Raw genomic sequence first — 19,434 nt, forward strand, 5'->3', positions numbered from 1 at the left:
TCGTCGGATCGCATTCACACCGGATGCCTCACTCAACACCCTTGACACCGCTGACAACTTGACTCACAAATGGTCCTTGCGCATCGAATTTGACAACGTTGTCCACGGCACGCGAGTGAGCCGAAGGGGGCGCCCGTGTCGAGGATGCGAGCGCGTCGCGGCCCCCTGGGCCACGTCGCGCCGCACCCTCGGCACGGGCTTCGCCACCCGCAGGTGAACGAGCCAGAGACAGGGAGGGTGCTCGCGCATGCAGCACAGTGCTCGGTACAGACGGAGTTCTTCGACTCGGCCGAGATGGGGTTCACCGGCCACGCTGGGGGTGGTGGCACTCTCCCTCGTGGTGGCCTCGCAGGGGGTGGCGGTCGCACTGCCCGCCCAGGCGGCGGCCGCGGACCGGGAGTTCAGCTCCTCCTTCGAATCGGGAGATCCGGCGCCGGACTGGCTCAACACGGTCGACACGGCCGCAGACGGGTCGAAAAGGGCATCGGGGGTCGACGGCGGCTACAGCACCGGTATCCCCGGCAATGTGACCGACCACGTCACCGACGTCCGGGCCAGCGGTGAGAACACCGGCGCGGGCGAGGTGAAGGAGAACCTCGCCGACGGCGAGTCGAGCACGAAGTGGCTGACCTTCGAGCCCACGGGCTGGGCGGAGTTCGACCTGGACGCCCCGGTCAAGCTGGTGACCTACGCGCTGACCTCGGCCAACGACCACGACGAGCGCGACCCGAAGGACTGGACCCTCCAGGGGTCCACGGACGGCAAGGACTGGAAGACCCTCGACACCCGCACCGGGGAGTCCTTCGGCGAGCGGTTCCAGACCAAGTCGTACGACCTCGACGGCCCGGCGGAGTACCAGCACTTCCGGCTCGACGTCACGAAGAACAACGGCGGCGACATCCTCCAGCTCGCCGACGTCCAGTTCTCCACGGGCAAGAGCGACGACCCGACGCCCAAGGACATGCTGTCGCTGGTGGACCGCGGACCGAGCGGCTCGCCCACCGCGAAGGCGGGCGCGGGCTTCACCGGCAAGCGGGCCCTGCGCTACGCCGGGACGCACAAGGCGGACAGCCGGGCATACTCGTACAACAAGGTCTTCGACGTGAACGTGGCGGTCGGGCGTGACACGCAGCTGTCATACCGGATCTTCCCGTCCATGGCCGACGGCGACCGGGACTACGACGCCACGAACGTGTCCGTGGACCTGGCCTTCACCGACGGCACCTACCTGAGCGACCTGTCCGCGGTCGACCAGCACGGCTTCGCGCTCACCCCGCAGGGCCAGGGCGCGTCGAAGGTGCTGTACGTCAACCAGTGGAACAACGTCGCCTCGCGGATCGGTTCGGTCGCCGCGGGCAGGACGGTCGACCGGATCCTGGTCGCGTACGACTCCCCGAAGGGGCCGGCGAAGTTCCGGGGCTGGCTGGACGACGTCGCGCTGAGGACGGTCGCGCCCGAGAAGCCCAAGGCGCACCTGTCCGACTACGCGCTGACCACCCGCGGCACCAACTCCAGCGGCGGCTTCTCGCGCGGCAACAACTTCCCGGCGACCGCCGTCCCGCACGGCTTCAACTTCTGGACGCCGGTGACCAACGCGGGCTCGCTGAGCTGGCTCTACGACTACGCCCGAGCGAACAACTCGGACAATCTGCCCACCATCCAGGCGTTCAGCGCGAGCCATGAGCCGAGCCCCTGGATGGGTGACCGGCAGACCTTCCAGGTGATGCCGTCGGCGGCGTCCGGCACCCCGGACACCGGGCGCGGCGCCCGCGCGCTGGCCTTCCGGCACGAGAACGAGACCGCCCGCCCGTATTACTACGGGGTGACCTTCGAGAACGGTCTCAAGGCCGAGATGGCCCCCACGGACCACGCGGCGGCGCTGCGGTTCACCTACCCCGGTGACGACGCCAGTGTGGTCTTCGACAACGTCACCGAGCAGGCGGGGCTGACCCTCGACAAGGACAACGGCGTCGTCACCGGCTACTCGGACGTGAAGTCCGGGCTGTCGACGGGTGCGACCCGGCTGTTCGTGTACGGCGTCTTCGACGAGAAGGTCACCGGCGGGGACTCCAGCGGCGTCAAGGGCTACCTGCGCCTGACGCCGTCCAAGGACCACACCGTCACCCTGCGCCTGGCCACCTCCCTGATCAGCGTCGACCAGGCGAAGGACAACCTCCGCCAGGAGATCCCGGACGGCACGTCCTTCGACAAGGTCAAGTCGCGGGCCCAGCAACAGTGGGACGCCCTGCTCGGCAAGGTCGAGGTGGAGGGCGCGACGACGGACCAGCTGACGACGCTCTACTCCAGCCTGTACCGGCTCTACCTGTACCCGAACTCGGGCTTCGAGAAGGTCGGAAAGAAGTACCAGTACGCGTCGCCGTTCTCGCCGATGCCCGGTCCCGACAGCCCCACCCACACCGGCGCGAAGATCGTCGACGGCAAGGTGTACGTCAACAACGGATTCTGGGACACCTACCGGACGACCTGGCCGGCCTACTCTTTCCTGACACCCGGTCAGGCGGGCGAGATGGTCGACGGGTTCGTGCAGCAGTACAAGGACGGCGGCTGGACCTCGCGCTGGTCCTCGCCCGGTTACGCGGACCTGATGACCGGCACCTCCTCGGACGTGGCGTTCGCGGACGCGTACGTGAAGGGCGTCGACTTCGACGCGGAGTCGGCGTACGCCGCGGCCGTGAAGAACGCGACGGTCGTCCCGCCGACGTCGGGCGTGGGCCGCAAGGGCATGTCGACCTCGCCGTTCCTCGGCTACACGAGCAGCGACACCCACGAGGGCCTGTCCTGGGCCCTGGAGGGCTACCTCAACGACTACGGCATCGCCAAGATGGGCCAGGCCCTCTACAAGAAGACCGGCAAGAAGCAGTACAAGGAGGAGTCCGAGTACTTCCTCAACCGCGCCCAGGACTACGTCAACCTCTTCGACACGAAGGCCGGCTTCTTCCAGGGCCGTGACGCCAAGGGCGACTGGCGCGTCGAGTCCTCCAAGTACGACCCGCGCGTGTGGGGTTACGACTACACCGAGACCAACGGCTGGGGCTACGCGTTCACCGCGCCGCAGGACTCGCGCGGTCTCGCCAACCTGTACGGCGGACGCAGTGGACTCGCCGAGAAGCTCGACGCGTACTTCGCGACGCCCGAGACGGCCTCCCCCGACTTCGTGGGCTCGTACGGCGGTGTCATCCACGAGATGACCGAGGCCCGCGACGTGCGGATGGGCATGTACGGCCACTCCAACCAGGTGGCCCACCACGTCAACTACATGTACGACGCGGCGGGACAGCCCTGGAAGACGCAGAAGAACGTGCGTGAGGTGCTCTCCCGCCTCTACACCGGCAGCGAGATCGGGCAGGGCTACCACGGCGACGAGGACAACGGCGAGCAGTCGGCCTGGTACCTCTTCTCCGCGCTCGGCTTCTACCCGCTGGTGATGGGCAGCGGCGAGTACGCCATCGGCTCCCCGCTGTTCACGAAGGCGACGGTCCACCTGGAGAACGGCGACGACCTGGTCGTGAAGGCGCCGAAGAACAGCGCGAAGAACGTGTACGTGCAGGGCCTGCGGGTCAACGGCAAGAAGTGGACCTCGACCTCGCTCCCCCACTCGGTCGTCTCGCGCGGCGGGGTGCTGGAGTTCGACATGGGCGCCAAGCCCTCCTCGTGGGGCACCGGCAAGGGCGCGGCACCCGTGTCGATCACCCAGGACGACAAGGTGGCCGCGCCCCGCACGGACGCCCTCAAGGGCGACGGCGCACTCTTCGACAACACCTCGGCGACCGACGCGACCGTCACGTCCGTGGAACTGCCGGTCTCCGCGTCCGCCAGGGGCGTCCAGTACACGCTGACGTCCTCCGACCACACGAAGGCCCCGGCCGGCTGGGTGCTCCAGGGATCCACCGACGGCACGCAGTGGACGGACCTGGACAAGCGCTCCGGTGAGTCCTTCGCCTGGGACAAGCAGACCCGCGCGTTCTCCGTCGCGCGGCCGGGCGCGTACACGCACTACCGGCTGGTCCTCGACGGTGAGGCGACCCTCGCGGAGGTGGAGCTGCTGAGCTGACGCACACCCCCCACGGGAGAAGGGGCGGGCGCGGAGAACTCCGCGCCCGCCCCGCTCTTTTCCTCTCGTCGACGTCAGCCCACCGCGAGGGTGAAGACATGCAGGTCGGCGTTGTCCGGCAGCCGCACGCTGCGGACGGTCCTGCCGGACGGCGCCTCGAAGGGCTTGGTGGCGAAGACGTACGTCGCCACCGGGTCCTTGTCGGCGCCCGCGACGTTGCGGTAGGCGGCCTTGGCGACGGTCGCGTTGCCGTACTGGACGGTGCCGCCTCCGCCGCCGACGGTCCAGTCGGTGAAGGACAGGTCGACGGCGTCGGTGGTGCCGTCGGTGTACGTGACGGTCGCCTTGGTCTGCTGGTTGCCGTTGACCGCACTGCCGATGAAGGACAACCGGGAGGCCGGCGAGGCGAGTTCGACGGTCTGGCCGGCCGCCGAGGCGTTGTCGGGCCGGCCGGCCGGGGAGTTCGGCCAGGTGAAGGTCAGGCCGTCCACCGTGCCCCGTTCGCCCGGCGTCAGCCCCGCGTCGGCGAGAGCCTGCTTGGAGTAACTCCAGCCGCCACCGTCGTAGTCGGCCTCGTCGTGGTCGCCGCTGTCGTCCGAGACACCGGTGTTGTTGTAGGCGGCCAGCAGCGAGTCCGGGGCGGCGACCGTGAGGGCCACCGGCTGCCGGTACGAGGTGTCGTCCGAGGACACCGAGACGTCGACGTCGTAGAAGCCCTGCTCGGCGTCCACGCCCGCCGACAGCGTGATCCGCTGCGCGCCGTCGGTCACGGTGCCCTCCGCGGGAGTCGCCGTCACGCCCTTCGGTACCTCCACGTGGAAGCGCACCTCGGGGCCCGCGCCGCCGCTCAGCGCGAGGGCGCGGATGTCGAGCGTGGTGCTGCCGCCGGGCGCGAGCGTGGCCGTGGTCGGCCCCACACCGATCTGGTACGGCTGTTCGCCCGTGCGGAAGGACGGCGGTGCGTCGGCCTCGTCGGCGCCCCATGTCCGGTCGGGCGTGCCGGACAGCGTGTAGTCGAGCGTGCCGCCGTCCCGGACGAAGGAGGCCGGCAGCCAGGGCCGCTCACCGGTACGCCCGTCGACGCGCAGTGACCGGACGTACGGGGCGTCCACGGCGGCCCCCCGCGCCCTGATCTCGATGTCGGCGCCGCCCGGACGCTCGATCTCGATCCTCGGGAACAGCGGCGACGACAGGGTGAGTTCGGCGCGCGAGGGCACCTGGGGATACATGCCGAGCGAGGAGAAGACGTACCAGGAGGACATCTCCCCGAGGTCGTCGTTGCCGGGGATGCCGCCCGGCTCGGTCGACCACAGCCGGGTCATCGCCGCGCGCACGGTCTCCTGCGCCTTGTAGGGCGCGCCCGCGTAGTCGTACAGGTAGGGCACGTTGATCGACGGCTCGTTGTCCAGCTCCGACTTGTCGCCGCCGCTGCCCGTGAACGCCCAGCTGCCGTCGGAGTTGTGGAAGAACGCGTCCAGCCGGTCCAGCGCCTTGGCACGGCCGCCCATCGCGGCGAACAGCCCGGCCGGGTCGTGCTGCACCATCCAGGTGTACTGGGCGGCGGTGCCCTCCACGAACCCGTTGCCCGTCGCCGGGGTGAAGCCGGTGACCCAGCTGCCGTCGGCCTTGCGGTTGGCGATGTATCCGCCGCTGGGGTCGGCGGCGAGGTTGAAGCTGTTCTGCCACCACTGGGAGCGCCGGGAGAACTCGGCGGCGGTCTTCCGCTCCCCCGCCGCCGTGGCCAGCTGGGAGATCGCGAAGTCCGCGCCGGACATCTCCAGGGTCTCTGCCGCGCCGCCCCACGCGTTGGACACCGAGGGCATGTAGTGCTGCCGGAGGTACTTGTCGAGCGAGGGCCGCTGGCCTACCGACAGCACCGGCTTGCCCGCCGCCGACAGGTCCTGCTCCGTTGGTACGGTCGCCGCCCGCACCAGCGAGTCGAGCGCGCCGCGCAGGTCGAAGTCGGTGCCACCGAAGGCCCTGATGCCCGCGAGGGCGGCCGCCGACGGGTCGCCGTTCATGACGTGCGTGCCGTTCGCGCCGTGCAGCCAGCGGTCCCACACGCCGCCGTTCTGCCGGGCGAGTTCGAGCAGCGACTGCGCGATGTCGGAGCCGGTGTCCGGGTCGAGGAGCGTCAGCAGCTGGACCTGGGAGCGGTAGACGTCCCAGCCGGAGAAGGTCCCGTACTGGGCCTCGTGCCCACGGCCCACCGTGTGGACCTCGTGGTCGCTGCCTCTGTATCTGCCGTCGGCGTCGCTGATGACGTTCGGGTGCAGGAGCGCGTGGTACAGCGCGGTGTAGAAGGTGGTCAGCGACGCGTCGGTGCCGCCGCCGACCCGGATGGCGCCGAGCCGGTCTCGCCAGGCACGGCGGGCGGCGACCCGGACCGCGGCGAAGGACCTGCGCGGCGGGTTCTCGGCGGCGAGGTTGGCCTCGGCTCCCGCCCGGCTGACGTACGAGATGCCCACCTTGACGTTCACCGGGCCGGTCCCCGGCTCGAACTCCACATAGCCGCCTGCGCCCTTGCCGGCTACGGGACGGCCGCCCTGGCCGAACCCGCCGGTTCCGCCGCTCGCCTCGGTGCTCCCGGGGCTGAGCTTGTCGTCCTGCCAGGTGCCCGTCTTCTTGAAGTCGCGGTCGAAGCGGGCGGTGAAGTGAAGCGTGTAGTAGGCGCGTCGGCCCTCGGGGTCGAGGTATCCGCAGAAGTTCCCGGAGGTGACCGATCCGGAGACGGTGCGGGTGGCCGGGTCGATACGCACGTCCGAAGCGGTCGAGCCCACTTCGGAGTTGGCGGTGCGGATCAGCAGGGAGGCGGGCTTGTCGGCGGGGAAGGTGAAGCGGCCCGAGCCGGTGCGCGCGGTCGCGGTGAGGTCGGCGGTGACGCCGGAGGAGAGTGCGACCCCGTAGTGGCCGGGGTCGGCCCTCTCGTCGGTGTGCGCGAAGTCGGTCGCGTACACGGCGTCCTTGGTGTCGCTCGCGGGAGAGGAGGTGACCTCGCCTGCGTAGGGGAAGAACGGGATGTCGCCGCTGCCGCCCGCGCATCCCGTGCCGGACATGTGGGTGAGGCTGAAGCCGCGGATGCGGGTGGCGTCGTACTGGTAGCCGCCGGGCGCGGCCGTGCGGGTCGCGTCGCCGCGGGTGTTCTCGGGGCTCCAGGACAGCATGCCGAAGGGCACGACGGCGCCCGGGAAGACATTGCCGCCGTTCCTGGTGCCGATGAGCGGGTCGACGTACGTGGTCGGGTCCCGGACGAGGTCCGGCGGGTCGGACTGGGGTGCGGCGAGCGCCGGAGTGGCGCCGGCGACCGTCAGGGCGACGGCCAGCAGGACGGATGACGGACGGAAACGCATGACGCGGCCCCTCCTCCTTCGGACGGGTCGCGCACCACAGGTCGCACAAGCCGCAGGGACAGTAGCGTGCGCCACGGGTACCACGGAAGACCGCCTGCGGCCCAAGGGGCGCGTCCGTCGCACCCCCGGACGGCGCAGCAGGGGCTCCTTCGTCCCAACTGGCTTGACATCGTTGTCGGTTGAGGCGGTAGAGTTTTGTGAAGACCGTTCGACAACGTTGTCGCACACTGCGATCGGCACAAGCCACGTCCCCGGGCTCTCGGTTTCCCGCGAGCGGGGGGCATCGTCCCGGGCCGGGCCTCCCCCGACCTGTCCGGGCTCGCGGACCGGGTGAGTCGCGAACCACCCACCCGGTCCGCCCTGAGCAAGGGCGCTGGATCACCCCACCCGGCAGGGAAGGGATGTCGACGGGTCGTCACCTGACCCGGAGACGACGTAACCGAACGTCGCGCCGGCGCCCGGAGCCAGCGCTCCGTTCCAGTCGGCGTTGTGCACCATCACGTCCTGGCCGTCGTACGTGGCGTTGCCGTTCCAGAGGCTGGTGACCGACTGCCCGTCCGGCAGCGTCCAGTCGGCCATCCAGCCGGGCATCGGCACGTCTCCGGTGTCGGTGACGGTCACCTCGGCCTGGTAGCCGCCGGACCAGCTGTTCGTCGTGCGGCGGGTGGCCGAGCAGGTGCCGGGCGGGGGTTCGGTGGGGTTGCCCGGGTCGTGGATGCCTCCTTCCATGGGCGGGCGCGCGGTGAAGTTGTCCGGATTACGTGAGGTGGGAGCGGTTCCGGGGGCGGGTTCCGGTCCACCGATCTATGGGAGCGCTCCCACCGCACTTGCTCGTGAAGCTAGCGCGTCGCGGAAGCGGTGTAAACGGGTGCCGCACGAGTGCGGGGTCCGTGTGCGCGGGGCGGGCGGGGGCGCCGGTGCGGGTGGGAACGGGGCCTCGGGCGGCGTCGCGAGGCCCTTGCCGGGGAACGCGAGGCCTCCGCTACCGCGGAGCGCGGAGGGGCGCCGGCCCGGGCGCCGCGCGGCACGGCGGACCGGACGCCCGTGCCGGGGAACGCGATGGACCGCGCCACGGCGCCGGGCCCGGCCCCGTGAAAGCGCCCGGCGGATCACGCTCGCGTCGTCGCGGAACGCGCAGGAGCCCGCTCCCGCCCCGGCGCAGGCCGGCAGACGTCTCTCGCCCCCTCCGCCCCTACCCGACCCATGCCCCTGGGGGCTCCGCCCCGGACCCCCGTATCGGCCTCGACGGCCTCGTCCTCAAACGCCGGACGGGCTGAAGGGTGCTCCCTGCCCTCAGGGCGGGGCGGGTCGCCGAGGGGCGGGCCGGGGGACGGGCTCTATCGGTGAGGGACGGACTGCCGAGGGGGACGGGCCGTGTGTTGGGGGACGGGCCGTAGGTCTGGGAGGGGGACGGACCGAAGGCCGGCCCCCAACCCCACTCACCCTGGCACCCGCACCCGTACGGGCACCCCGCTCACACGCGCAGGCGCCCTCTCACGGAAGGGGCCGTGCCGGTGAATCAAATGCCCGTTGCGGACGGCGCCACCACCGCACCGACACACCGGACCACACGACGGCTGCAACGGGCGGATCACCGGCACGGACCCGACCCACCCACCCCCCGGACAAACGGCGAAACGGCACCGCGGACGGCGATCCCGTCGCCGGGGAACGCGAAGGGCCGCACCCCCGTCACCGGGGATGCGGCCCTCGATCGCGCTACAACTGCCCTGCCGTACCGCTTACTTGCGGATCAGGTTGCGCAGCACGTACTGCATGATGCCGCCGTTGCGGTAGTAGTCCGCCTCGCCGGGGGTGTCGATGCGGACGACCGCGTCGAACTCGACGCCGGTGTCGGTGGTGACCTTCACCGTGCGCGGGGTGGTGCCGTTGTTGAGCTCCTCGACGCCGGTGAAGGAGAAGGTCTCCTCGCCGGTCAGACCGAGGGACTCGGCCGTGGCGCCCTCCGGGAACTGGAGCGGGAGGACACCCATGCCGATGAGGTTCGAGCGGTGGATGCGCTCGTACGACTCGGCGATGACGGCCTTGACGCCCAGGAGCGCGGTGCCCTTGGCCGCCCAGTCGCGGGACGAGCCGGAGCCGTACTCCTTGCCGGCCAGGATGACCAGCGGAACACCCTGCTCGATGTAGTTGCGCGAGGCGTCGTAGATGAAGGAGACGGGAGCGTCGTCCTTCGTGAAGTCGCGGGTGTAGCCGCCCTCGGTGCCCGGCGCGATCTGGTTGCGCAGGCGGATGTTGGCGAACGTGCCGCGGATCATGACCTCGTGGTTGCCACGACGGGAGCCGTAGGAGTTGAAGTCACGACGCTCCACACCGTGCTCGGTGAGGTACTTGCCGGCCGGAGTGTCGGCCTTGATCGCACCGGCCGGGGAGATGTGGTCGGTGGTGACCGAGTCGCCCAGCTTGGCCAGGACGCGGGCGCCCGTGATGTCGGAGACCGGGGTGGTCTCCATCGTCATGCCCTCGAAGTACGGGGGCTTGCGCACGTAGGTGGACTGCGGGTCCCACTCGAAGGTGTTGCCGGTCGGGACCGGCAGCGCCTGCCACTGGGCGTCGCCCGCGAAGACGTCCTGGTAGGACTTGTTGAACATGTCCTCGCCGATGGCGTTCGCCACGACGTCGTTGACCTCGGCCTCGGTCGGCCAGATGTCGGTCAGGTAGACCGGCTTGCCGTCCTGGTCGATGCCCAGGGCGTCCTTGGTGATGTCCACCTTCATGGAGCCGGCGAGGGCGTACGCGACGACCAGCGGCGGGGAGGCCAGGTAGTTCATCTTGACGTCGGGGTTGATACGGCCCTCGAAGTTCCGGTTGCCGGAGAGGACCGAGGTGACCGCGAGGTCGTGGTCGTTGACGGCCTTGGAGACCTCCTCCGGCAGCGGGCCGGAGTTGCCGATGCAGGTGGTGCAGCCGTAGCCGACGAGGTTGAAGCCGACCTTGTCGAGGTACGGGGTCAGGCCCGCCTTGTCGAAGTAGTCGGTGACGACCTTCGAGCCCGGGGCGAGGGTGGTCTTGACCCACGGCTTGCGGGTCAGGCCCTTCTCCACGGCCTTCTTCGCCACGAGCGCCGCGGCGACCATGACGTACGGGTTCGAGGTGTTGGTGCAGGAGGTGATGGCCGCGACCGTCACCGCACCGTGGTCGATCGTGTAGGTCGAGCCGTCGGGGGCGGTGACCTGGACCGGGTTGGACGGCGCACCGTTGGGGTGGATGGCCGGGGCGTCGGAGGCCGGGAAGGACTCCTGGCCCGCCTCGTCCACGCTGTCCACGTAGTTGCGGACGTCCTGCTTGAACTGCTCGGCGGCGTTGGCCAGGACGATGCGGTCCTGCGGGCGCTTCGGGCCGGCGATCGAGGGGACGACCGTGGAGAGGTCGAGCTCCAGCTTCTCGGAGAAGTCGGGCTCGGCGGCCGGGTCGAGCCAGAGGCCCTGCTCCTTGGCGTACGCCTCGACGAGCGCGACCTGCTGCTCGGAGCGGCCGGTGAGCTTGAGGTAGTTCAGCGTCTCGTCGTCGATCGGGAAGATCGCAGCGGTGGAGCCGAACTCCGGCGACATGTTGCCGATGGTGGCACGGTTGGCGAGCGAGGTGGCGGCGACGCCCTCGCCGTAGAACTCGACGAACTTGCCGACGACGCCGTGCTTGCGGAGCATCTCGGTGATGGTCAGCACGAGGTCGGTGGCGGTGGTGCCGGCGGGCAGCTCACCGGTGAGCTTGAAGCCGACGACGCGCGGGATGAGCATGGAGACCGGCTGGCCGAGCATCGCGGCCTCGGCCTCGATGCCGCCGACGCCCCAGCCGAGGACGCCGAGGCCGTTGACCATGGTGGTGTGCGAGTCGGTGCCGACGAGGGTGTCGGGGTACGCCTGGCCGTTGCGCACCATGACCGTGCGCGCGAGGTGCTCGATGTTCACCTGGTGGACGATGCCGGTGCCGGGCGGGACGACCTTGAAGTCGTCGAAGGCGGTCTGACCCCAGCGCAGGAACTGGTAGCGCTCCTTGTTGCGGCCGTACTCCAGCTCGACGTTCTGCGCGAAGGCGTCGCTGGTGCCGAACTTGTCGGCGATGACGGAGTGGTCGATGACCAGCTCGGCCGGGGAGAGCGGGTTGACCTTCGCGGGGTCGCCGCCGAGCTCCTTGACGGCCTCACGCATGGTGGCGAGGTCGACGACGCAGGGCACGCCGGTGAAGTCCTGCATGATCACGCGGGCCGGCGTGAACTGGATCTCCTGGCTCGGCTGCGCCTGGGAGTCCCAGCCGCCGAGGGCCCGGATGTGGTCGGCGGTGATGTTGGCGCCGTCCTCGGTGCGGAGCAGGTTCTCCAGCAGCACCTTCAGGCTGTACGGAAGGCGAGCCGAGCCTTCCACCTTGTCCAGCCGGAAGATCTCGTACGACTCGTCGCCCACCTGCAGCGTGCTGCGGGCGTCGAAGCTGTTCGCCGACACGACAGTCTCCTTCATTGATGTGCGCGTACCACCGCAATCCTGCCGCCACGCGGTCTTGGCCGATCCGCTGAGGTAAGGCTAAGTTAGGTAACCCTTACCGAGGTGGCGGCTACGGGGCGCCTCGGCAGATATCTCGATGTCGAGATAACTCTAGTACATGGGCGCTGGCTGGTCATGCCCGGCCTCTTGCGGGGTACCCGGTGTCGGCCGGGAGCCACCCGGCGTAACCGTCGCAAGGGGGGCAGCCATGCCACTCACGTTCCGTAAGAGTTTCCGCATACTTCCCGGGGTCCGGCTCAACATCAACCGCAAGTCGTGGTCCATCACCACCGGCGGCGGCCGGCACGGGCCGAAGCACACCCACAGCAGCACCGGGCGCCGGACGACGTCGATGGACCTGCCGGGGCCGTTCGGGTGGCGGCGCACCACGCGCGCCCGGCGGCGCTGAGGCCCCCACCCGTCTCTCCCGCAGACGCTCGGACCCAGTGTGCGCGGCAGTCGGTCACCGCCACGGTGGTGCCGTACGGGGATCACGTGCGCAGGGGGCGCCGCGTGACGGCGGGCTCGACGACCGGACACGCCCACCACGGGGCGCACTTCCTCGCCCCGCCCACACCCGCGGCCGGGCCCGGCGAGGCGGGACGGATCAGGCGGCGCCCGGGGAGCGGGAACCCCACCGCCTCATCCGGGTGCCGCTGTCCGCCGACGCCCGCGCGAGCGCCACCCAGGGCCCCGACCCGCCGGTGCGGCACGCCCTGGTTCGGGCCAAGGACGTCACCTCCGACGACTTGGCCCTGCTACTCCTGCGCCCCGACGCGGTCGTCGACCTGCGCGTGTACGAGCACCGCTGGGCACGGTCGTGGATGCGCCCGCTCGTCCTGCCGCCCGGGCGGCACGCCGCCCCGGCCGCCCTCGCACCGCTCGTCGAACGCATCCTCGCCACGCAGCGGGAGTTGCCCGGCGTCCCGCACTTCGTGGGTGCCGGTGTCGTGAGCGACGTGCCGGAGGTGGTGGAGCACGCCCTGCGGGTGCGCGGCACGGACCTCACCGGCGCGGAGCAACTTCGCGCGCTGCAGGGTCCGCTGCCCCATCGCGGCCGGCTGCGCGCGCCGCTCGAAGCGGAGGACGCATCGCCGCATCCCGCCGTCGCCGAGCTCGCACGCGCGGCGGCTCGACTCCGACGGCGACCGACTGCGGGCCGCCGTCGTACCGCCGAGGGGCCGCACGGGCTCGTCGCGGGACTGCGCGCGGGTGAGGCCGAACCGCGCCGGCGCCGGACACTGGAGCGGGACACGCTCGTCGCCGCGCACCGCGAGGAGCCGCTGCCGAGGCCGCCGCGAGCTTCCCGGCCCGGTCCGCACGGCGGTGCGTGAGGCGACGGACGAAACGCCCGGACTCACGACAAAACTTCTCAGTTCCGACGAATCGTCATGGAAGCGTCCGGTCGCGGCACTCACCGGACAGGACGTGAACGGGCTGCACCCCGGATGCGCCACCACGGTCGCCGCGCCGCGGGAACACGGCGCCCGAACTCCCTTGTGACGGACTCGCGATGACCCCCGCAACCCGGAAGGGTGCGCTCCATTTTTCTTTATCTCACATCCGATATACGGTCGCGCCATGGCAGACGACTACCTCGTACGCATCGGCAAGCTCATCCGTGACGCCCGTCAGCACCGGGGCTGGACGCAGTCGCAGCTCGCCGAGGCGCTCGGCACCAGTCAGAGCGCCGTCAATCGCATCGAGCGCGGCAACCAAAACATCAGCCTTGAGATGATCGCCCGAATCGGTGAGGCCCTGGACAGCGAGATCGTCTCGCTGGGCTACGCGGGGCCGATGCATCTGCGGGTCGTGGGCGGACGTCGTCTGTCCGGCTCGATCGACGTCAAGACCAGCAAGAACGCCTGTGTGGCGCTGCTGTGCGCGACGCTCCTGAACAAGGGGCGCACGGTACTGCGCCGCGTGGCCCGCATCGAAGAGGTGTACCGCCTTCTGGAGGTACTCGGTTCGATCGGCGTCCGCACCCGGTGGATCAACGACGGCGTCGACCTGGAGATCGTGCCTCCGAGCGAGCTGGAGATGGAGGCGATCGACGCCGAGGCCGCCCGCCGTACGCGGTCCATCATCATGTTCCTCGGACCGCTGCTGCACCGTATGGACCACTTCAAGCTGCCCTACGCGGGCGGTTGCGACCTCGGCACCCGCACCATCGAGCCGCACATGATCGCGCTGCGCCGGTTCGGGCTCGACATCGCCGCCACCGAGGGCCTCTACCACGCCCAGGTGGACCGCTCGGTGACCCCGGGCCGCCCGATCGTGCTGACCGAGCGCGGCGACACGGTGACCGAGAACGCGCTGCTCGCCGCCGCCCGCCACGACGGCGTCACCGTCATCCGCAACGCGTCCTCCAACTACATGGTCCAGGACCTGTGTTTCTTCCTGGAGGCCCTGGGCGTCCGGGTGGAGGGCATCGGCACCACCACGCTCACCGTGCACGGTGTGCCGAACATCGACGTGGACGTGGACTACTCGCCCTCCGAGGACCCGGTCGAGGCGATGAGCCTGCTGGCCGCCGCCGTGGTCACCGAGTCCGAGCTGACGGTGCGCCGGGTGCCGATCGAGTTCCTGGAGATCGAGCTCGCGGTCCTGGAGGAGATGGGCCTCGACCACGACCGCAGCGCGGAGTACTTCGCCGACAACGGACGTACGCGGCTGATCGACCTGACCGTCCGGCCCTCCAAGCTGGAGGCGCCGATCGACAAGATCCACCCGATGCCGTTCCCGGGCCTGAACATCGACAACGTCCCCTTCTTCGCGGCCATCGCGGCGGTCGCGCAGGGCAAGACCCTGATCCACGACTGGGTCTACGACAACCGGGCCATCTACCTGACGGACCTCAACCGTCTCGGCGGCCGCCTCCAGCTCCTCGACCCGCACCGGGTGCTGGTCGAGGGCCCGACGCGCTGGCGCGCCGCCGAGATGATGTGCCCGCCGGCACTGCGACCGGCCGTGGTCGTCCTGCTGGCGATGATGGCGGCCGAGGGTACGTCGGTGCTGCGCAACGTGTACGTCATCAACCGGGGTTACGAGGACCTCGCCGAGCGCCTCAACTCGATCGGGGCGCAGATCGAGATCTTCCGGGACATCTGACGGGACCGGAGCCCGTGCCGCACCGGTGCGGCGCGGGCCGTGGGCGGTCTCTCCGGTCGTCGCCGCGGTGTCAGTCCGCGACGACCGTGATGTCCTGTTCCCGGGTCGCGTGGAAGACCGGCAGGGGCAGTGGGCCGGAGCTCAGTTCCATGAGAGTGGCCGCGACGTGGGCCGGGCCGGGTACGAGGGTGCCCGGCTCGCGCTTCTCCGAGTTGGTCCAGCGGTGCAGGACACCGTCGCAGACCGCGGCGGTGCCGCCGATGCCGTGCTGCACCTCGGAGTCCCCCTGCGACACCGCCGAGGACACGAACACCGGCCCACTGCTGCTCGCGCACCGGTAGGTGCCGGACACGGTGATGGTGCCGTCGGCGGCGACGCCTCCGGTCGCGTCGACGGTGAGTTCGTCGCCCGGGGTCGAATGGGCGGGCCCGGACAGCGCCGTCGCGGACGGGGCGGCGAGCAGGAGCAGCGCGGCACCGGCGGCCGTGCCTACGGCATGACGCAGCGACATGGGGTACCTCCAGGAGCGGGGTGCGGGGACGTGTGCTCCACAGGTACCGGCCCGGCGGCCCAGGGGCGGCGACCGTCACCCCATCGGTGGCGAGTCCGTGGCGGATCCGCACCGTCCGTCCCGGGGCCGTCCGAGAGTTGTCCGCGTGTTGTCACGCTTCACGGCCGGCTGTTCCGATGAGTTCGCGGCGCGCGCATGGTCTGTTCATGCGAGGGCGACGACACCGCCGCCGACACTCATCGCATCCGACGTGGAGGTGCACCATGTGTTCCCACCGGTCTTCGTGCCCGTCCGCGGACTCCATCGCCCCGCACATCGTGGCGGCCCACCCCGAGCAGGGCTGGAACCTCCTGTGCAACGGCGCGATCGTCTTCGACGACAGCGGCGAACTGCTCCCCGACGGCAGCGTCGTCGCGCCGCACCGGGTGTTCGTCGAGCAGCTCGCCGTCGCGGCCTGAAACACTGCGGGGCTACGGCAGCACCGCGAAGCCGTCCAGTTCGACGAGGGCCTGTTCGTCCCAGAGGCGGGCCGCGCCGATCAGGGCCATCGCGGGATAGTCCCGTCCCGCCAACCGGCGCCAGACGCGGCCGAGTTCGGCCGCCTGGGCACGGTAGTCGGCGACGTCCGTGGCGTAGACGGTGACCCGGGCGAGGTCCGACGGGGCTCCGCCCGCCGCGCGCAGCGCGGTCAGCAGATTGGTCAGCGCCCGCTCGAACTGCTCGGGCAGGGTCTCGCCGACCACCTTCCCGTCCGCGTCGAGCGCGGTCTGGCCCGCCAGGAAAACGACGCGGCTGCCGCTCGCGACGACCGCGTGCGAGAAGCCCGTGGGCGGCGACAGTCCGGGCGGGTTGACGCGCTCGGCGGTCATGGGGCCTCGCTCTCTCCTTCGGCACCGGAGTGCGGCCTGCGCTCCCGGGCGTTCCCCGGGGGCGGTGTCCCGGCCGGTCCGGCCGGCCGGTACAGCTCCTTGGCGATGACCGCCCGCTGGACCTCGCTCGCGCCCTCGTAGATCCGCGGTGCGCGCACCTCGCGGTAGAGGTGTTCGAGGAGGTGGCCGCGGCGCAGGGCGCGGGCGCCGTGCAGCTGGACGGCGGCGTCGACGACGTACTGGGCCGTCTCGGTGGCCAGCAGCTTCGCCATGGCCGCCCGTTTGGGCACGTCCGGGGCCCCTTCGTCGTACGCGGCCGCGGCCGCGTACACCATCAGGCGGGCGGCCTCCGTGCGCAGGGCCATCTCGGCGACCTGGTGGGCCACGGCCTGGAGGTCCTTCAGGGGGCCGCCGAAGGCCTCGCGCCGGCTCGTGTGCGCCAGGGTCGCGTCGAGTGCCGCCTGCGCCATGCCGACCGCGAAGGCGCCCACGCTCGGCCGGAAGCGGTTGAGGGTGTTCATGGCGACCCGGAAGCCGCGGTCCGGTTCGCCGAGCACGTCGTCGGCGGTGACCGGCACGGCGTCGAAGGCGAGGGCCCCGATGGGGTGCGGCGAGAGCATGTCGAGGGGGGTGCCGGTGAGTCCCGCCCGGTCGGCGGGGACGAGGAAGGCGGTGACGCCGCGGGCCCCGGCGTCGGCGGTGGTGCGCGCGAAGACGGTGTAGAAGTCGGCCTCGGGCGCGTTGGAGATCCAGCATTTCTCGCCGGTCAGCCGCCAGGTCCCGGAGCCGTCCTTGTCCGCCCGCAGGGCGAGCGCCGCCGCGTCCGAGCCGGCGCCGGGCTCGCTGAGCGCGAAGGCGGCGACCGTCGCGCCGGTGTGGACGCCGGGGAGCCAGCGGTCGCGCTGGGCCTTGGTGCCGTACGCGTGCACCGGATGGGCGCCCAGGCCCTGGAGGGCGAGCGCGGTCTCGGCCTCCGTGCACGCCCGGGCGAGCGACTCGCGCATCAGGCACAGGTCGAGCGCGTCGGAGGCGAACAGGCGGGCGAGCAGGCCGAGTCGGCCGAGTTCGGCGACGAGGGGGCGGTTGACGTGGCCCGGTTCGCCCTCCCGGGCGAGCGGGAGCAGCCGCTCACCGGCCAGTGCGCGCAGCTCCGCACACCAGGCGGTCCGCGCCGGATCGAGTGAGAATGCGGTCATCGCCGGTCCCCTCTCCCCCGGTGGCCCGCGCGTCGGGGCCGGTCGGGTCGCGCCTCCACGTTATCGCGTACCGTTGACTGTCGTCACCAACACGATACGCTCCTTGTGCGAGCCCACCACGACGAGGGGGCGAACCACCATGGACCCCAGGGATGCCGGTGACACCGTGCGGCCGACGGACTCGGCCCACGTCGACACGTTCCCCCGCGACCATCTCCCGCCCCCCGGGCAGTGGCCCGATCTCCGCTTCGACCTCCCGGAGCTGCGCTACCCCGACCGGCTGAACTGCGCGGCCGAGCTCCTCGGCCACACCCGCCCCGAGCGCCCCGTGTTCCGCACGGCCTCCGGCGAGCCGTGGACGTACGGCCAGCTCCGCACCCGCGTCGACCGCATCGCGCATGTGCTGACCGCCGAGCTGGGCGTCGTCCCGGGCAACCGGGTGCTGCTGCGCGGCCCGACCACGCCGTGGCTGGCCGCCTGTTGGCTGGCGGTCCTGAAGGCCGGGGCCGTCGCCGTCACGGTGCTCGCCCAGCAGCGGCAGCACGAACTGAGCACGATCTGCGCCATCGCCCGGGTGACCCACGCCCTGTGCGACGTGCGGTCGGTCGACGACCTGGTCAAGGCGGAGGTCCCCGGCCTCCAGGTCACCACCTTCGGCGGCGACACCCCGGACGACCTGCTGCTGCGCATCACGGGTGCGCCGGACGAGCCGTACGAGGCCGTCGACACCGCGGCCGACGACGTCGCGCTGATCGCCTTCACCTCGGGTACGACCGGCCGGCCCAAGGGCTGCATGCACTTCCACCGCGATGTGCTGGCGATCGCGGACACCTTCTCCAGGCATGTGCTGCAGCCGCGGGAGGACGACGTCTTCGCGGGCAGCCCCCCGCTGGGATTCACCTTCGGGCTCGGTGGGCTCGTCGTCTTCCCGATGCGCGTCGGCGCCTGTTCCCTGCTGCTCGAACAGGCGGGCCCGAAGCAGTTGCTGCCCGCGATCGCCGAGCATCGCGTCTCCGTGCTGTTCACCGCTCCGACCGCCTACCGGGCGATGCTGGCCGAGCTGGACGACCATGACACCCGGTCGCTGCGGCGCTGCGTGTCGGCGGGCGAGAACCTGCCGGCCGGGACCTGGCAGGACTGGCACAGCCGCACCGGGCTGCGCATCATCAACGGCATCGGCGCCACCGAACTGCTGCACATCTTCATCTCCGCCGCCGACGGGCACATCCGCCCCGGCACGACCGGCGTCCCCGTACCGGGGTGGCACGCGCGCGTGGTCGACGCCGACGGGGAGCCGGTGCCGGACGGGGAGCCGGGGCTGCTCGCCGTGCGCGGCCCTGTGGGCTGCCGCTACCTCGCCGACCCGCGGCAGCGCGAGTACGTGCGCGGCGGCTGGAACATCACCGGCGACACCTATGTACGCGACCCCGACGGCTACTTCCGCTATGTCGCCCGCGCCGACGACATGATCATCTCGGCGGGCTACAACATCGCCGGCCCCGAGGTCGAGGACGCGCTGCTGCGCCATCCAGACGTGGTGGAGACCGCGGTGGTGGGGAGACCCGACGAGGACCGCGGGCAGGTCGTCGTCGCCCACGTCGTACTGCGGCCCGGCGCGTACCGGGACCCCGAGGCGCTGCGCGGCTTCCTCAAGTCCGAGCTGGCGCCGTACAAATGCCCCCGCGAGATCGTCTTCCTGGACGCGCTGCCGCGCACCGCGACCGGGAAACTCCAGCGCTTCCGGCTGCGCACCGGGACGGGTTCCGGCACGGCCTCCGGTCCCCCGGCGCCCGGTGGCGCGCCCACGGGCGGCGATCCCAAGTGAT

11 protein-coding genes and 1 pseudogene are annotated in these 19,434 nt (G+C 71.1%); 6 read left to right on the forward strand and 6 right to left on the reverse strand.

The window, feature by feature from the left end:
- Nucleotides 1-247: 247 nt before the first annotated feature.
- The gene (locus H305_RS0121555; protein WP_078629169.1) at nucleotides 248-4,072 is read left to right on the forward strand and encodes a GH92 family glycosyl hydrolase; all 3,825 of its coding nucleotides are present in this window, start codon (nucleotides 248-250) and stop codon (nucleotides 4,070-4,072) included.
- Between the two features lie 74 nt (nucleotides 4,073-4,146).
- On the opposite strand, the gene H305_RS0121560 is transcribed toward H305_RS0121555, so the two are convergent.
- The 3 genes and pseudogenes from H305_RS0121560 to acnA form a co-directional block, all read right to left on the reverse strand.
- Nucleotides 4,147-7,422, reverse strand: coding sequence for a GH92 family glycosyl hydrolase (locus H305_RS0121560; RefSeq protein ID WP_028802209.1), 3,276 nt, complete (start codon nucleotides 7,420-7,422; stop codon nucleotides 4,147-4,149).
- A 378-nt stretch (nucleotides 7,423-7,800) separates the two neighbouring features.
- A pseudogene (locus H305_RS0121565) lies at nucleotides 7,801-8,142 on the reverse strand (cellulose binding domain-containing protein); the annotation flags it as partial.
- 1,022 nt (nucleotides 8,143-9,164) lie between these two features.
- The gene (gene acnA / locus H305_RS0121570; RefSeq protein ID WP_028802211.1) at nucleotides 9,165-11,882 is read right to left on the reverse strand and encodes an aconitate hydratase AcnA; all 2,718 of its coding nucleotides are present in this window, start codon (nucleotides 11,880-11,882) and stop codon (nucleotides 9,165-9,167) included.
- Nucleotides 11,883-12,129: 247 nt separating this feature from the next.
- On the opposite strand from acnA, the gene H305_RS0121575 reads away from it, so the two are divergent.
- The 3 genes from H305_RS0121575 to H305_RS0121585 all read left to right on the forward strand — a co-directional run bounded on the left by H305_RS0121575 (nucleotide 12,130) and on the right by H305_RS0121585 (nucleotide 15,032).
- Nucleotides 12,130-12,330: a DUF4236 domain-containing protein gene (locus tag H305_RS0121575; RefSeq protein WP_028802212.1), complete on the forward strand. Its 201-nt coding sequence runs from the start codon at nucleotides 12,130-12,132 to the stop codon at nucleotides 12,328-12,330.
- 241 nt (nucleotides 12,331-12,571) lie between these two features.
- Nucleotides 12,572-13,255, forward strand: coding sequence for a hypothetical protein (locus H305_RS0121580; RefSeq protein ID WP_028802213.1), 684 nt, complete (start codon nucleotides 12,572-12,574; stop codon nucleotides 13,253-13,255).
- A gap of 247 nt (nucleotides 13,256-13,502) precedes the next feature.
- The gene (locus H305_RS0121585) at nucleotides 13,503-15,032 is read left to right on the forward strand and encodes a helix-turn-helix domain-containing protein (RefSeq protein WP_028802214.1); all 1,530 of its coding nucleotides are present in this window, start codon (nucleotides 13,503-13,505) and stop codon (nucleotides 15,030-15,032) included.
- 70 nt (nucleotides 15,033-15,102) lie between these two features.
- Here H305_RS0121585 and H305_RS0121590 read toward each other — a convergent pair whose 3' ends face one another.
- The gene (locus tag H305_RS0121590; RefSeq protein ID WP_028802215.1) at nucleotides 15,103-15,543 is read right to left on the reverse strand and encodes a DUF6299 family protein; all 441 of its coding nucleotides are present in this window, start codon (nucleotides 15,541-15,543) and stop codon (nucleotides 15,103-15,105) included.
- 263 nt (nucleotides 15,544-15,806) lie between these two features.
- Here H305_RS0121590 and H305_RS0121595 point away from each other — a divergent pair, with 263 nt between their 5' ends.
- Complete coding sequence (locus tag H305_RS0121595; protein WP_028802216.1) at nucleotides 15,807-16,001, forward strand: DUF5999 family protein; 195 nt, start codon at nucleotides 15,807-15,809, stop codon at nucleotides 15,999-16,001.
- 12 nt (nucleotides 16,002-16,013) lie between these two features.
- Here H305_RS0121595 and H305_RS0121600 read toward each other — a convergent pair whose 3' ends face one another.
- Both H305_RS0121600 and H305_RS46720 read right to left on the reverse strand, forming a co-directional pair.
- Complete coding sequence (locus H305_RS0121600) at nucleotides 16,014-16,412, reverse strand: RidA family protein (protein ID WP_028802217.1); 399 nt, start codon at nucleotides 16,410-16,412, stop codon at nucleotides 16,014-16,016.
- Nucleotides 16,409-17,608: an acyl-CoA dehydrogenase family protein gene (locus H305_RS46720; protein ID WP_078629170.1), complete on the reverse strand. Its 1,200-nt coding sequence runs from the start codon at nucleotides 17,606-17,608 to the stop codon at nucleotides 16,409-16,411. Before H305_RS46720 ends, H305_RS0121600 begins: the two co-directional genes overlap by 4 nt.
- A gap of 139 nt (nucleotides 17,609-17,747) precedes the next feature.
- Here H305_RS46720 and H305_RS46725 point away from each other — a divergent pair, with 139 nt between their 5' ends.
- Nucleotides 17,748-19,433 carry an AMP-binding protein gene (locus H305_RS46725; protein ID WP_051370813.1) on the forward strand — a complete coding sequence of 562 codons (1,686 nt, stop codon included), beginning with the start codon at nucleotides 17,748-17,750 and terminating at the stop codon, nucleotides 19,431-19,433.
- Nucleotide 19,434 lies beyond the last annotated feature (1 nt).

It is taken from the genome of Streptomyces sp. 142MFCol3.1, assembly GCF_000424945.1.
GTDB classification, from domain to species: domain Bacteria; phylum Actinomycetota; class Actinomycetes; order Streptomycetales; family Streptomycetaceae; genus Streptomyces; species Streptomyces siamensis.

Excerpts from the sequence above, each read along its gene's own strand:
- H305_RS0121555 (WP_078629169.1), top strand. The coding sequence starts at position 248 with ATGCAGCACAGTGCTCGGTACAGACGGAGTTCTTCGACTCGGCCGAGA.
- H305_RS0121560 (WP_028802209.1), bottom strand. The coding sequence starts at position 7,422 with ATGCGTTTCCGTCCGTCATCCGTCCTGCTGGCCGTCGCCCTGACGGTC.
- H305_RS0121575 (WP_028802212.1), top strand. The coding sequence starts at position 12,130 with ATGCCACTCACGTTCCGTAAGAGTTTCCGCATACTTCCCGGGGTCCGG.
- H305_RS0121585 (WP_028802214.1), top strand. The coding sequence starts at position 13,503 with ATGGCAGACGACTACCTCGTACGCATCGGCAAGCTCATCCGTGACGCC.
- H305_RS0121590 (WP_028802215.1), bottom strand. The coding sequence starts at position 15,543 with ATGTCGCTGCGTCATGCCGTAGGCACGGCCGCCGGTGCCGCGCTGCTC.
- H305_RS0121595 (WP_028802216.1), top strand. The coding sequence starts at position 15,807 with ATGTGTTCCCACCGGTCTTCGTGCCCGTCCGCGGACTCCATCGCCCCG.
- H305_RS0121600 (WP_028802217.1), bottom strand. The coding sequence starts at position 16,412 with ATGACCGCCGAGCGCGTCAACCCGCCCGGACTGTCGCCGCCCACGGGC.
- H305_RS46720 (WP_078629170.1), bottom strand. The coding sequence starts at position 17,608 with ATGACCGCATTCTCACTCGATCCGGCGCGGACCGCCTGGTGTGCGGAG.
- H305_RS46725 (WP_051370813.1), top strand. The coding sequence starts at position 17,748 with ATGGACCCCAGGGATGCCGGTGACACCGTGCGGCCGACGGACTCGGCC.